The sequence below is a fragment of the Acinetobacter gerneri DSM 14967 = CIP 107464 = MTCC 9824 genome (assembly GCF_000368565.1).
In the GTDB taxonomy this organism is placed as follows: Bacteria; Pseudomonadota; Gammaproteobacteria; order Pseudomonadales; family Moraxellaceae; genus Acinetobacter; species Acinetobacter gerneri.
On record NZ_KB849533.1, the window covers coordinates 192,488 to 205,908 of the forward strand.

The following is a 13,421-nucleotide window of genomic DNA, read 5'->3' on the forward strand; positions in this document are numbered from 1 at the left end:
TTAGTTGTCACTCATAAAGGCTAAGTCAGTCAACCCAGCTTCACTCGCACGTGACATGACTTGCGCAACAGTGTCATAACGTGAATCTTTATCAGCACGAAGTTGTACAGCAGGTTTTGTCGCCTTCTGCCCTTCTTCATCGAAACGTTTTTGCAGTTCAGTCAAAGTGATGATTTGATTATTCCAAGCAATTTCACCTTGCGCATTGATGCTAATCGAAATCGCTTCTGGCGGAGGTGTTACCACTTCAGCAGTCGTTTTTGGTAAGGTTAATGGTATTGATGGGTTAGCAACGGTTGCAGTCACCAAAAAGATGATCATCAATACCAACATAATATCGATTAGCGGAATGAGGTTCATCTCATTCATGCCTGAATCGTTATCTTCACCCAATTGAAAAGCCATTAAGCTTGACCTCCAGCATAACGTTGTTCAGTTGCAACATTTTCAGACTTTTTTTCAGATGAATCTTGTTGCAACATCGTATCAATCAACAAACCATGTGCTTGATCTTGAAGTTCATTTGCCAATGTACGGTTAAAACGAACACAAATGTTATAAGCAAGTACCGCAGGAATCGCAACTGCCAAACCTAAACCTGTCATGATCAACGCTTCACCGACTGGTGTCGCAACTTGAGCAAGACCTGCTTGACCGCTTTTACCTACAGCGACTAGGGCATGGAAGATCCCCCAAACTGTACCAAATAAACCAACGAATGGTGCGATAGAAGCTAAAGTACCAAGTACAGCTACACCTTTTTCAGATGAAGCTTTTTCAACATTGATTTGACGAATCAGTGCTTGTTCAGCTACGGCTTTACGTTGCTCAAAACCTAAAACAGCCATTTTGGATTTGAGTTTGTTCAATGCTTCGGTCAACTTGTTTTTTGCCACTTGTTTGAGCTGTTTAGTGCCCAACAAACGCAAAATGAAAATCGTCCAAGTCGCGATCGACATTGCCAATAGCACGAAATACAGTGTCTTACTTACTGCGTCTGCATGCTGCCAATAGACTGAAAAGTTCATTTTCGAACTCCTGATAAGATTGCCATTATTTCTTTAAATTCATTTCGTAAGGAAGTTCACCGTAAATCGCACGTCCATCTTTCGTCGGTCTAAATTTTGCACCGCGAATTGCTTTTACCGCCCGTTCATCTAAGCTTGGTATACCTGATGATTGTACGACTTTTACATCTGTGATTCTTCCATCTGCTGTTGCATTGATACGTACCACCACAACTCTCGCCTGATTACCTAGATCAGTATTGGTAAATCTAAGGAATGGTCTTTTCGCCCATTCAATATCACCCGGAGTTGCTTTACGAGGCTGATTCAGTTTCGCCTGACGATCACGCTCATCTTGTTCACGTTTCGCCTGATCTTTTGCAGCTTGTTCTCGTGCCGCCTGGTCTTTCGCAGCCTGTTCTCGCGCAGCTTTATCACGCGCATCCTGATCACGCTTGAGTTGATCTAAACGTTGCTGTTCAAGTTTTTGTTTCAACAAAGTATCATCTTGTTGAACTTGTTTTTGTTCAACTTTCTGAGTTTTTGTTGCAACAATTTTCTTCTCAACAGGCTTTGGAAGCGGTTTCGGTTTAACCGGTTTTTCAACAGGTTTTACTTTTGGTTTAACCGGTGCTGCTGGAGGTGGCGGCGGTGGTGGAACATCTTCTTTAATCTTTAAAAATTTCACTTGTACTGGTTTTTTTTCGATCTTTTGTAGCTCAGGCACACGCATATGACTCACAGCCCAGAGTACAGCACCATGACCGATTACAACCGCAACGAGAGCTGCGATGACTTTTTTCTTCATCGGATTGGGAGTTTGCATTGTTATGGAAGATTGACTCATTGAATCTAGAAGCCTGAAACTTAAAAAATCAGTGTAAATACTATACTTAAAGAATTTACAGATGACTTTTATCGATTAGTACAATTAACGTAATGCAATAATAAATGAGAAGTGTTTTCATTTGCAACAATTATTTTGGCTGTTTTAATTGTTTTTTCTTATCCAAAATAAAAAAAGAAGATGCTTTTTGCATCTTCTTTTCTCACAAATCGAGACTTTATCGACACAAAGTCGATAAAACTGTTATTGGAATACCACTGTTTTGTTACCATCAACAATAATACGATCTTCCAAGTGCCATTTCACAGCACGTGCCAACACATTACGCTCTACGTCCTGACCTAACTCACGAAGTTGGTCTACGGTAAAGTCATGGCTTACACGTTCAACATCTTGTTCAATGATCGGACCTTGATCGAGATCAGCCGTTACATAGTGTGCAGTTGCACCAATCAACTTCACACCTTTTTCATGTGCTTGTTTATATGGATTTGCACCCACGAAAGCAGGCAAGAATGAGTGATGAATATTGATAATTTTCATTTCCCATTTTGCAACAAATTCTTCATCCAAAATTTGCATATAACGTGCCAAGACTAACAAATCATTGCCTTGCATCAATTCATCAATTTCAGCATAAGCTTCACGTTTGTTTTCTTTATTGACAGGTACGACTTCAAAAGGAATACCAAAGTTTTCAACCGCTTCACGCAATGTTTCGTGATTTGAAACGACTTTGGTAATTTCACATGGCAAACCACCACGCGCATGACGCCATAAAAGTTCAAGCAAAGCATGATCGACTTTTGAAACCAAGATCCCTACTTTTTTAATATCGCTGACCAATGACATACGCCATTGCATGCCATAACGGTTGGCAACATTAGACTCAAAAGTTTGCAATAAAGTTTCACGACGATCTTGTAAATGCTCTAGTTCGAACTCAACACGCATGAAATAACGCCCGCCAGTCGCTTCTGTTGCATATTGATCAAGCGCAGTAATGTTTGCTCCTTGATGATACAAAAAGCTAGACACAGCTTGCACGATCCCTGGCTTGTCTTCACAAGTAATCAGTAAACGTGCCGTATTGGCGGTTATCATGTTCATGTTGATTTATATCACTTATAAGTTAATTTGAAAAAACAGCCGAGTATTCTAACGCCTTTTTGGGCGCATTCAAAATATCTGGCACAAATAAATTCTGCTATTTTGAAGACAAACTGGCAAATAGGTCCGAAGGTCCAAAACTTTCCAAAAGTCTTTCGTAAGTTTGGCGGCTTTCTCCACGCAGGTATGCCCCTTCCAAAAAGACCATTTGACGCAGTGCTTGCCATACCCATTTTTCTTCCAAATGATTGGAATCACTGATATGACCTGACATATATAAAAAGTTGGTCCAGTTGGTCAGCACGATCCAAAGATTGATAATCAAGGCTTCAATCTCTGAAGGTGTCATTTGCATCAGTCCTGCATCAACAAAGGCTTGATAAATTTTTTGCCCTTGCTGCATCACCTTGCCTGCAAATCTTGGATAGATCCTTCTAAAATCATCATTATTTTCAACAAGATGATAAACATCACGATGCAAGAAACGATATTCCCATAACTGACTGCTCAGGACTTGGAAATAATGAATCTTATCATTGGCATTGACTTCACGGTCATCTGGCAAAGCCAGCATATCTAAAGTTTCTTTTTGATATTGTTCCATCAATTCTTTGATGATTTCTTGTTTATTTCTAAAATGATAATACAAATTGCCAGGACTAATCCCGAGTTCTGCTGCGATATGATTAGTCGTGACTGAACGCTCTCCACGTTCGTTAAATAATTGCAGACTGCTCTGCAATATACGATCTTTCGTTTTCAAAGTTTTAGGATTTGGCATTTAAAAATCACAAATTAAGTCATACTTAAAAGCTGAGCCAGTCTACATCTCAACCAAGTTACTGTACAACATAAACCGTTTATAGAATAGCAACAAGGTTGCCGGTCACACAAAGTCACTTGACTAATTAGAGTATTTACTCTAAAAATTATATTAACTCACCCCTATAGTAAATGGTAGTTGTCATGAACAGTCAAACAAAAACAAATCCAATGACGCCTTATGCACCTGAGATTCAACATCTGCATGATCTTTTGGCTCAACAAAAATTAGCATATCAACGTTATCAAATGCCAACGGCAAAAGAACGTATTGATCGTTTAGCACGTCTAAAAAATGTTTTGGTCAAATATCAAGATCAAATTGCAGAAGCAATCAATCTAGATTATGGCAATCGTGCGATCGGTGAAACCAAAATCGGCGAATTAATGACTTGTTTTGAACAGATTAAATATTATAGCAAGCATTTGACCAACTGGATGAAACCATCTAAACGTCACATCAGCATGTTGCACCAACCTGCAAAAGGCTGGGTACAGTATCAACCTTTAGGTGTTATCGGAATCATCGCACCTTGGAACTACCCTCTACTATTATCTGTAGGTCCACTGATTTGTGCATTGGCGGCGGGTAACCATGCCATGATTAAGATTTCGAGTGCATCAAAACATTTTGGCCATGTATTAGAAGAGCTTCTTTCTGAAGCATTTCCTCAAGAATTGGTCGCTGTGGTAACAGGTGGCGGTCCTATTTCCGATACATTTAGTCATTTAGCCTTTGATAAAATTATTTTTACAGGCTCAACCAATGTCGGTAAAACCGTTATGTCCGCTGCGGCTGAAAACCTTGTTCCTGTTCTTTTAGAGTTAGGCGGGAAATCACCAGTGATCGTGCATCCATCTAGCGACATGAAAGAAGTGGCACAACGTATCGCTTTCGGTAAACTTTGGAATGCAGGTCAAACTTGTGTTGCGCCTGACTATATGTTCTTACCTAAAGGTAAAACAGCAGAATTTGCAGAAAACTTTAAAAATGTTGTTGCGAGCATGTATCCATCTTTGAAAGATAATCAGGATTACACGTCGATTATCAATGATAAACAATACAATCGCGTACAAGGTTATCTAGAAGATGCACGTAATCAAGGTGCGAAATTTATAGAAATCAATCCACAAAATGAAGAATTGAGTCTAGTCCGTAAAATTGCACCAACATTGTTGACGGGCGTAACATCAGCCATGGATATCATGAAGAATGAAATCTTTGGTCCAGTCTTACCGATCATGGAATATGATCAAATAGACGATGTTATTGAGTTTATTAATGACCGACCACGTCCACTTGCGTTATACTACTTCGACTTTGATAACGCTCGAGCACAATATGTTGCTGAGCGAACTCATTCAGGTCATTTTGGTCAAAATGCTGTTTTAACCCATGTCGCACAAGACGATCTCCCATTTGGTGGGGTTGGCGCTTCAGGTATGGGTAAATATCATGGCCCAGAAGGTTTCTTTGGTTTCTCTCATGAACGTTCAGTGATGTCTATTCCTAAGTTTTTCAGCTTGAAATTCATCTTACCGCCGTTTAATAAGCCAATTCACAAATTTATTGAGAAAACCTTTCTCCGCTAACTGATCAAGGCATGATCTATCACACAGTTTCATGCCGAGTTTTAACCGATTCCGCTTGTCTTTTAATCGGATTTTTGGTATAAAACGCCCCTTGAATGAATTCATCCGTTTATTTTTGACTGGCCATACAGATTTGCTGTTGGCTAAATCAATGGAGTTACACCATGTCTAAGGTTTGCCAAGTTACCGGCAAGCGTCCAGTCGTTGGTAACAACGTCTCACACGCCAACAACAAAACTAAGCGCCGGTTCGAGCCGAACCTGCACCACCACCGTTTCTGGTTAGAAAGCGAAAAACGTTTCGTACGTCTTCGTTTAACCACTAAAGGTATGCGTATTATCGACAAATTGGGCATTGAAAAGGTTGTTGCTGATCTTCGTGCTCAAGGTCAAAAGATCTAAGGAGTCAGTACAATGCGTGATAAGATTCGTCTAGTATCTTCAGCTGGTACAGGTTATTTCTACACTACCACTAAGAACAAACGTACTATGCCGGAAAAAATGGAAATCAAAAAATTTGATCCAAAAATCCGCCAACACGTAATTTTCAAAGAAGCTAAAATCAAATAATTTTAGTTTTTTGAAAAAAACGACTCCTTTTGGGGTCGTTTTTTTTGCTTTTTTTTTGTTCCGTTTGTTAAAATTCCTACTGTTTTAGTTGGCACTCTTTGTGCTTAACCTTTCATTCTCTTTTTAGTGTCTGTAAGTGTCTAAAATTTCTTGCAATAAATGACCCACTGCAAAAGTTGAAGTCCCATATACGATGTCGATGAAATTTGGATTCCAAATCATTTTAGAACATCGCTTTAATGGACAGGTCATGTGATTGCTGCAATATATTTTGAAACGCCTACTACATTTTGACTTAATTTAAAAATCATCCTTTAAAAGGAGTATTTAGTGCCGCATGATGTAGATTTGATTATTTTATTGGCTGCAGGATTTGGTATAGCTTTATTTTTTGGCTATATTGCGGCCCGTCTACGCCTCCCTCCGCTGATCGGATATCTTATTGCTGGCATTATTATCAGTCCCAATACCCCCGGTTTAGAAGCCGATATGGCACTCGCCAATCAATTGGCTGAGCTTGGGGTCATGTTTTTGATGTTTGGTGTGGGGATGCATTTTTCCCTCAATGATCTGCTTCAAGTTAAACGAATAGCCTTACCAGGTGCGATTTTACAAATCACCGTGGCAACTATTCTTGGCTTGAGTGTCTCCATGTTTTGGGGATGGAGTTTTGGATCATCTTTAGTTTTTGGTCTGTGTTTATCCTGTGCCAGTACTGTGGTTTTACTCAAAGCTTTGGGGGATCGAGGTTTACTCGATTCAGTCAACGGTAAAATCGCTGTAGGCTGGCTTTTGGTTGAAGACCTTGTGATGGTACTGGTTTTAGTCCTCCTGCCTGCGACTGCAGTATTGCTCGGCGGACAGCAACTTGCAGGACATGATAGTAATGAAAATATCTGGTTAACCTTGGGCTTAACACTGCTTAAAGTTGCTGGATTTATAGCCTTCATGTTGATCATCGGTAAACGATTAGTTCCAATGATCATGCAATTTGTCGCTCGTTTAGGCTCTAGAGAACTGTTTACCCTAACCGTCGTTGCTGCTGCCGTTTCGATTGCTTATGGTTCCTACGCGATTTTTGGCGTATCTATGGCACTGGGTGCATTCTTTGCGGGAATGGTGGTCAAAGAGTCTGACTTTAGTCATCGTGCTGAAGAAGAAACCTTGCCTTTGCGTGAAATATTTTCGATTTTATTTTTCGTTTCCGTCGGCATGCTGTTTGATCCACGCATCTTGATTGAGCAACCACTGCATATCTTGGCAGTGATCGCTATTATTATGATTGGTAAAACTTTAGCGGCGATGGCTCTGGTTTTATTCTTTAGATATCCGCTCAATACGGCTTTGACCGTTGGTGCAAGTTTGGCTCAGATCGGTGAATTTTCATTTATCTTGGCGACACTAGGAGTATCACTAGGCTTACTCTCATTGGAAGGGCAAAACCTGATTTTGGCTGGCGCTTTATTTTCAATAACGCTCAATTCATTTGTATTTTCAGCAATTGAACCTGTCCAAAACTGGATTCGCGAACGCTCCCATTTGGCTCGTTTGCTAGAACGTAGTGGTGACCCTCTAGCAATGCTACCAGATGAAGTCGATCAAGATTATCTACGTGATCAAGTGGTCATCGTTGGTCATGGTGAAGTTGGTCGTAGGATTACACGCACCTTAATGGCTGATGGTATCAAAGTCGTGATTGCTGAAGAAAACCGTGAAATCGTTGAAGATTTACGTGAAAAAGGCAACGCAGCCGTATCAGGACGTGCGACTGAACCAAGTGTACTCATTCAAGCACATATCCAACATGCACGTCTTTTGGTGATTTCACCGATGGATATTTTAGATATTCATAAAATCGTAGATACAGCCAAATTGCTCAATCCACAAATCCAAGTGTTGATCTGTGCGACATCTAAAGAAGAAGCTGAAATCATTCGTGAAGATGAAATTGGAGACGTTTATTATGCCAAAGAGGAAATGGCGAAAAATATGAGTAACCATATTTTAAATCAAATCCAAATTGCGCATCATCATACGCCTACGCATTAGAGTTCTTGTATAAGTCATTTCTTGCACAAATTTACACTCTAATCATTTTGCTTCAAAGCGTAATAAAATTTGCAATTTAGGCAGGATGCCGCTCGTCGAACAAGGGCTACAGGGATGTATGCCCATTTGTTCGACAAATGGTTTTGCTTACTTTGTCCGAAAACAAAGTAAGGAAGATTGTCTACGCAAAGTAAATTGAATCTTTCACGGCAAATGTGACCGCATGATACTTTTTACCCAGATACCTGATCATTTTTTTATTAATGAAAGAAACCTATTAAATCTGGTTTTAATCGTGAAACCACATTGAGTTTAACGACATAGATTTAAAAGGATGTTTTTAAGTTTCTCTTTTTAAAATGTCATTCTACTCAGCAAAAAAAAGCGCATTTGATATGCGCTTTTTTTGTGTAAATTTTTAGATCAAGAAATGATTAGCTCATCAAAGAAGGTTCTTCATCAACCACTTCAGCATTCCACTGATTCATTTGTTTTTCCAGTAAACCAAATAAAGCAGCTTGAATCATATGCTGAGCAATGGTCGCAGTTTGATCACCAAGTAAAGCTTTTACTTCATCATTAAATTGAATGGTCACTAGAGGTTGCTGTTCAGAACCTGCATTACGAAGTGCCAATTCACCACCCTCAAGTTGTACTAACTCGAGAATTGCTTCTTGATTACCAAATAATTCTTTTAACTGTTCTATAGACATATAACCCTCCGCCCATTCAAACAACAAAGAGCCAAGGCGCTTTGCATACTATGATACATATATGGATATCAGTGGATAAATTTCAAGCTTATTTGCTTAATTAAATATTAAAATTCGACCATTTCATTACGAAAGCCATCAATGAGTTGCGTTAAATCACGATGCCATTCACGTAAAATTTTAACATCAGGCAACCAAGCTTGCGGACTTTGTGTAACTTTGATAATCAAATTAGATGAAGTTTCATCTTCTGGTGTTGGTTCACTTGGCTCAGGCGCATACTGACAAGAACGGTAAGCACGCTTTAACTCTGCAATAAAACCCTCACGAGCCAATTGCTGCAATACCGAAATCTCTGGTGACACCTGCCCTTTTGCCGCCATATTTTCCTCAATAGACTTGAGAGTAGGTTGCAGATCATTTAAACGATAATAACGCACCAATTCTTGTAAAAATGCCAATACCGCACCATGCAAATGAAATACCGCAGCTTCACGATAGCCTTGAACTTGTTGCACATGCTCAGTTTGCTCTGCTTGCTGACACGAAAGTCGTGCAAAATACAGTTTTTGATTGGTACGATCAGCATGGTAGCGAGCAACACGTGACATGGAATTTTTCCCTAATATAAATTTGTTCTTTACTGTCTTAGATTAAAATTAATTGAGTTAAAGTTAAAGTGATTTCTCACATAGATCAGCATGAATATTTTATAAAAAAATGATCACAAATTTTCTATTTCGCAGATAAATGAAATACAAAATATTTCTATATAAAAATGAATGATTTAAATAGATCATTTAAGTTTAATTTAATCAAAAATTCAGTTTTCCTACATATTATTTCAGAAAATTTTTATCAAACGATCAGCGCTCTTTATGTGGCGCTGTAGCCATTATCTGATGTGAAAGTTTGCATCTTGATCAAAATAGTAATGCATATCAAGGAAATGGAGCAGCATTCAAAATGAACGATTCCCCCAAATCTCCCTCGTTATTTCGTAGTATTCTCAATGTCACCAGTGGTAATTTTTTAGAACAATACGATTTTTTCCTATTCGGTTTTTATGCCAAAGCAATCGGTGAAACCTTTTTCCATTCAGACAGCACTTATGCCGCTTTGATGAAAACGTTTCTGATCTTTGCTGTCAGCTTTTTGATGCGTCCAATCGGTGCCTTGGTTTTAGGTCCTTATGTAGACCGCATTGGGCGACGTAAAGGTCTGATGTTGACCTTGAGCATCATGGCCTTTGGTTCCCTAATTATCGCGTTTACTCCGGGCTATAACAGCATCGGGATTTTAGCGGCATTTTTGATTTTTGTTGGTCGTCTAGCACAAGGTTTCTCAGCAGGTGTAGAACTCGGTGGTGTTTCTGTTTATCTGGCAGAAATCGCAAATGAGCATAACCGTGGATTTATCACCAGTTGGCAATCTGCAAGTCAACAGGTTGCAGTCGTGTTTGCAGCAGTTTTGGGCTATATCGTCAATCAAATTTTCACAGTTGAACAAGTGGCTGATTGGGCTTGGCGTATTCCATTTTTTATCGGTTGTTTGATTATTCCATTGATTTTCTTTTTACGTAGCAATCTGCAAGAAACCCATGATTTTGCTTCACGTACCGTTAAACCAACCACCTCTCAAATTTTAAAAACGCTGTTAAGCAACTGGAAAATTGTATTGGTTGGAATGTGCATGGTCGCAACCACAACCACCATGTTCTATTTTATTACGGTTTATACACCAACTTATGGTAAAGAAGTTTTGCATTTGACGACTTCACAAAGTCTGATTGCAACGGTCATTGTGGGGATCTCTAACTTTTTATTCTTACCGATTGGCGGTCATTTTTCAGATCGTTTTGGTCGAAAACCAGTACTCTTAGCCACAACATTTTTAATGTTTGTTAGTGCTTATCCTATGCTGTATTGGCTGACTCATAACATTAGCTTAGGACATTTGCAATTGACCTTGTTGTGGTTCTCTTTGCTTTATGGTCTTTATAATGGTGCGATGATTCCTTCTCTTACCGAGATTATGCCACGTACTGTACGTACCGCAGGCTTTTCATTGGCATATAGTTTAGCGACCTCTATTTTTGGTGGTTTGACGCCAGTTGTTGCCACTTATTTGGTACAAACTTCCGGCAATAAAAGTATGCCCGCATTTTGGTTAATGACTTCAGCATTTTTAGGTTTGTGTGCAGCAATCTATGTCTTTCATATTGCTAAACACCCATCAAAACATTTTCAATTTAAGCGTGATGAAGCCTAATTAGGATCTGTTGAAATTTCAAATCTAAGAATAAAAAAACCCGATGTTTAAATCGGGTTTTTTATTTACTCATGCTGAGGCTTATTTTTCTTCCGCAGCTTTTACACGGATACCATGCCCGTGTAAACGTAAAGTATTGAGCCCTTTGATGGCTTTTACAGCTTCACGGCCATTTGGCATTTCCACAAAAGCAAAACCTTTAGATTTGCCTGTTTCAGCATCTAGAACCAAATTGCATGACGCTACTGTGCCATATTGCTTAAACAACTCAAGCAATTCTGCTTCTGGCACGGTACGTTCTAAATTACGAACTAAAATTTTCATGAATTAACCTTAATTTCAATGACACCAGATCGCTGTCAAATCTGTTTGATATTTTTGCACAGCACAGTTTAATCCAGATCTATTCCAAAATCTAAATTTATCACCTGCCTTTCGATCAAAGCACTTTTTACCGTCTGCTCACGTTGTTTGTAATGCGTCTCTGTTGTGCATAAATTACGTGTTAAATCATGCAGAAAGTAGGTCTCAATTTTACGACCTTGCTCATCGTATTGTTCTGTCGCCCATTGATGTAAATTTTGTTTGGTCAAGATCAATTCATTTTGAGCACGTGTCAAAGCAACATAAAGTACACGGCGCTCCTCCTCAACCTCATCAAAATTGCCGTGCGCACGAGCATTTGGATACTGACCCGGAGAGACGTTGGCAACATAGCAGACTTTTTGCTCTGTACCTTTTGCTGAATGAATGGTAATCAAAGTCACAACATCATCTTGTGATTGACGTTCAATTTCACTGATCGAAATCGGATCTAAAACATATTCTTCTAAAAATTCACTGAGCTGAGTATGTTTCGCTGCTAATTGCTTGACCAAATCAAAATCGCCTAAACGCTTAGACCAGTCTTTTTTGGCATAATTTTGTTCGAGCTGCTCTTTTAATGCCTCAATCCCTAGATTGACACAAGCTTCAACTTGATCTTTTAGAACCTGCATCTGTTTCATGATCAAGATACTATTGTCAGGAATTCGCCCAAAATTTTCTAATTTATTGAAAATAGGATCAGCTTCTGGCTCTTGTAAAAGTTGATGCGACAACTTGCTTGCGCCAACATCACCCACGCCATTCCATAAAGTCAAAAAGCGCATCCATGCAATATCATCCATCGGATTTGCAATCACGCGCAATAAACTGAGCAAGTCTTTCACATGCGCAGTTTCAAGCAATTTCATTCCACCGATAAAACGGTACGGCACATTGGCTTGGATAAATGCGGCTTCAATATGTCTTGCTGCAAATGCCGAACGCACCAAAACCATATGTTCATGCCATGCTGCACCATCCAGCAAATGGCGTTCTTTAATATCAATCGCGATCCATTTGGCTTCATCAAATTCATTTGGAAACACGTGCATACGTGGTTTAACGCCATCCCCACGATAGGCATCTAAACGCTTGTCATATTTGATCGGGCTTTGATCCAAAAGCCAGTTAGAAAGATCCAATATTTCTTGAGTCGAACGATAGTTTTTTTCTAGTTTAAAAATCGTGGCATCTGGCACACGTTCTTTGAAATGGTGAATATTTTCAAAATCTGCACCACGAAATCCATAAATAGACTGAGCATCATCCCCGACGCAGAACAGGTTGACATGATCTTTGAGGGGTTCAAGCAATGCCCATTGTAAAGGGTTGGTATCCTGCATTTCATCAACGAGCATGTGCTGACAAAGCCTTGAAACATAATCAACCAAGCCTTCGGACTGCGCCAAAGCAGATGCAACCACCGCCAAGATATCATCATAATCTAGAAAATGACGTTCACGTTTGCGACGTTCATACTCTTTCATGATCTCAGCAATCTGATCTTTATGCTCTAAAAATTCGGGATGTTGCTTTTCCAAAGCCAAGCTCAATTTCTGCCGTGTATTTCGTGCAAAAGAATACACATCACAAAGTTGCTGTGGTTTTGGCAAAGCGTTGGGATTCTTTTTATCATCTTTACCGCGAATCAGACGAAACAGCATCAACTGGTCATCACGATCAATAATCGAAAATTGATCCAGTCCAAATGCTTTTGGAGCACGGCGAAGTAAGTACATACAAAAAGTATGGAACGTAGATGCACGTAAACCTTTGGCTTGATCTCCTAGAGCCAACTCTACACGAGCCACAATTTCACTGGCTGAACGACGGGTAAATGTCAAAATTTGGATTTGATTTGCAGGCGTACCATTGGCAATCAAATATGCGGCACGCGCTACAATGGTTTTAGTTTTCCCACACCCTGCACCAGCAAGAATCAAACAATGCTTTGCTTCTGTTGTTGCGGCTTGTTTTTGCTGAGGATTTAACTCATCAATCAGGGTATTTAAACTCATAATCTCAAATCTACTAAAACGTAGCGCTAGTTTAGCAGACTAGGCAGGGATGATAT

At 39.5% G+C, this 13,421-nt stretch carries 14 protein-coding genes; 5 read left to right on the forward strand and 9 right to left on the reverse strand.

The window, feature by feature from the left end; all coding sequences use genetic code 11:
- The 5 genes from F960_RS01190 to F960_RS01210 form a co-directional block, all read right to left on the reverse strand.
- Positions 1–405, reverse strand: coding sequence for an ExbD/TolR family protein (locus F960_RS01190; protein ID WP_004855128.1), 405 nt, complete (start codon positions 403–405; stop codon positions 1–3).
- Positions 405–1,028, reverse strand: a complete 624-nt coding sequence (locus tag F960_RS01195; RefSeq protein ID WP_004855130.1) for a MotA/TolQ/ExbB proton channel family protein — start codon at positions 1,026–1,028, stop codon at positions 405–407. The genes F960_RS01190 and F960_RS01195 overlap by 1 nt, the downstream gene beginning before the upstream one ends.
- A 25-nt stretch (positions 1,029–1,053) precedes the next feature.
- Entirely contained in the window at positions 1,054–1,854 is an 801-nt protein-coding gene (locus F960_RS01200; RefSeq protein ID WP_004855133.1) for an energy transducer TonB, read from the reverse strand.
- 243 nt (positions 1,855–2,097) lie between these two features.
- Complete coding sequence (purU, locus tag F960_RS01205) at positions 2,098–2,964, reverse strand: formyltetrahydrofolate deformylase (RefSeq protein WP_020846787.1); 867 nt, start codon at positions 2,962–2,964, stop codon at positions 2,098–2,100.
- 97 nt (positions 2,965–3,061) lie between these two features.
- Positions 3,062–3,745 carry a TetR/AcrR family transcriptional regulator gene (locus F960_RS01210; RefSeq protein WP_004855138.1) on the reverse strand — a complete coding sequence of 228 codons (684 nt, stop codon included), beginning with the start codon at positions 3,743–3,745 and terminating at the stop codon, positions 3,062–3,064.
- A gap of 185 nt (positions 3,746–3,930) precedes the next feature.
- On the opposite strand from F960_RS01210, the gene F960_RS01215 reads away from it, so the two are divergent.
- The 4 genes from F960_RS01215 (at position 3,931) to F960_RS01230 (ending at position 7,997) form a co-directional block, all read left to right on the forward strand.
- Positions 3,931–5,379, forward strand: a complete 1,449-nt coding sequence (locus F960_RS01215) for a coniferyl aldehyde dehydrogenase (protein WP_020846788.1) — start codon at positions 3,931–3,933, stop codon at positions 5,377–5,379.
- Between the two features lie 164 nt (positions 5,380–5,543).
- A complete protein-coding gene (rpmB, locus tag F960_RS01220; RefSeq protein WP_000048256.1) occupies positions 5,544–5,780 on the forward strand; it encodes a 50S ribosomal protein L28 in 237 nt (78 codons plus the stop codon).
- A gap of 12 nt (positions 5,781–5,792) precedes the next feature.
- Complete coding sequence (rpmG, locus tag F960_RS01225) at positions 5,793–5,948, forward strand: 50S ribosomal protein L33 (protein ID WP_001205031.1); 156 nt, start codon at positions 5,793–5,795, stop codon at positions 5,946–5,948.
- Positions 5,949–6,278: 330 nt separating this feature from the next.
- Positions 6,279–7,997 carry a cation:proton antiporter gene (locus F960_RS01230; protein ID WP_004855143.1) on the forward strand — a complete coding sequence of 573 codons (1,719 nt, stop codon included), beginning with the start codon at positions 6,279–6,281 and terminating at the stop codon, positions 7,995–7,997.
- Between the two features lie 434 nt (positions 7,998–8,431).
- Here the strand turns inward: F960_RS01230 and F960_RS01235 are convergent, their stop codons facing one another.
- Positions 8,432–8,710 carry a hypothetical protein gene (locus F960_RS01235; protein ID WP_004855146.1) on the reverse strand — a complete coding sequence of 93 codons (279 nt, stop codon included), beginning with the start codon at positions 8,708–8,710 and terminating at the stop codon, positions 8,432–8,434.
- A 107-nt stretch (positions 8,711–8,817) separates the two neighbouring features.
- Positions 8,818–9,321, reverse strand: a complete 504-nt coding sequence (locus F960_RS01240) for a DUF6586 family protein (RefSeq protein WP_004855148.1) — start codon at positions 9,319–9,321, stop codon at positions 8,818–8,820.
- Positions 9,322–9,676: 355 nt separating this feature from the next.
- Here F960_RS01240 and F960_RS01245 point away from each other — a divergent pair, with 355 nt between their 5' ends.
- Positions 9,677–10,981, forward strand: coding sequence for an MFS transporter (locus F960_RS01245; protein WP_004855151.1), 1,305 nt, complete (start codon positions 9,677–9,679; stop codon positions 10,979–10,981).
- An 81-nt stretch (positions 10,982–11,062) separates the two neighbouring features.
- Here the strand turns inward: F960_RS01245 and F960_RS01250 are convergent, their stop codons facing one another.
- Both F960_RS01250 and F960_RS01255 read right to left on the reverse strand, forming a co-directional pair.
- Entirely contained in the window at positions 11,063–11,305 is a 243-nt protein-coding gene (locus F960_RS01250) for an RNA recognition motif domain-containing protein (RefSeq protein WP_004855153.1), read from the reverse strand.
- 68 nt (positions 11,306–11,373) lie between these two features.
- Complete coding sequence (locus tag F960_RS01255) at positions 11,374–13,365, reverse strand: ATP-dependent helicase (protein WP_004855155.1); 1,992 nt, start codon at positions 13,363–13,365, stop codon at positions 11,374–11,376.
- Positions 13,366–13,421: the final 56 nt, after the last annotated feature.

Bases quoted from the DNA above. Each gene is read 5' to 3' on its own strand.
- purU (WP_020846787.1), bottom strand. From the start codon at position 2,964: ATGAACATGATAACCGCCAATACGGCACGTTTACTGATTACTTGTGAA.
- rpmB (WP_000048256.1), top strand. From the start codon at position 5,544: ATGTCTAAGGTTTGCCAAGTTACCGGCAAGCGTCCAGTCGTTGGTAAC.
- F960_RS01250 (WP_004855153.1), bottom strand. From the start codon at position 11,305: ATGAAAATTTTAGTTCGTAATTTAGAACGTACCGTGCCAGAAGCAGAA.
- F960_RS01240 (WP_004855148.1), bottom strand. From the start codon at position 9,321: ATGTCACGTGTTGCTCGCTACCATGCTGATCGTACCAATCAAAAACTG.
- F960_RS01190 (WP_004855128.1), bottom strand. From the start codon at position 405: ATGGCTTTTCAATTGGGTGAAGATAACGATTCAGGCATGAATGAGATG.
- F960_RS01200 (WP_004855133.1), bottom strand. From the start codon at position 1,854: ATGAGTCAATCTTCCATAACAATGCAAACTCCCAATCCGATGAAGAAA.
- F960_RS01210 (WP_004855138.1), bottom strand. From the start codon at position 3,745: ATGCCAAATCCTAAAACTTTGAAAACGAAAGATCGTATATTGCAGAGC.
- rpmG (WP_001205031.1), top strand. From the start codon at position 5,793: ATGCGTGATAAGATTCGTCTAGTATCTTCAGCTGGTACAGGTTATTTC.
- F960_RS01235 (WP_004855146.1), bottom strand. From the start codon at position 8,710: ATGTCTATAGAACAGTTAAAAGAATTATTTGGTAATCAAGAAGCAATT.
- F960_RS01245 (WP_004855151.1), top strand. From the start codon at position 9,677: ATGAACGATTCCCCCAAATCTCCCTCGTTATTTCGTAGTATTCTCAAT.
- F960_RS01255 (WP_004855155.1), bottom strand. From the start codon at position 13,365: ATGAGTTTAAATACCCTGATTGATGAGTTAAATCCTCAGCAAAAACAA.
- F960_RS01195 (WP_004855130.1), bottom strand. From the start codon at position 1,028: ATGAACTTTTCAGTCTATTGGCAGCATGCAGACGCAGTAAGTAAGACA.
- F960_RS01215 (WP_020846788.1), top strand. From the start codon at position 3,931: ATGAACAGTCAAACAAAAACAAATCCAATGACGCCTTATGCACCTGAG.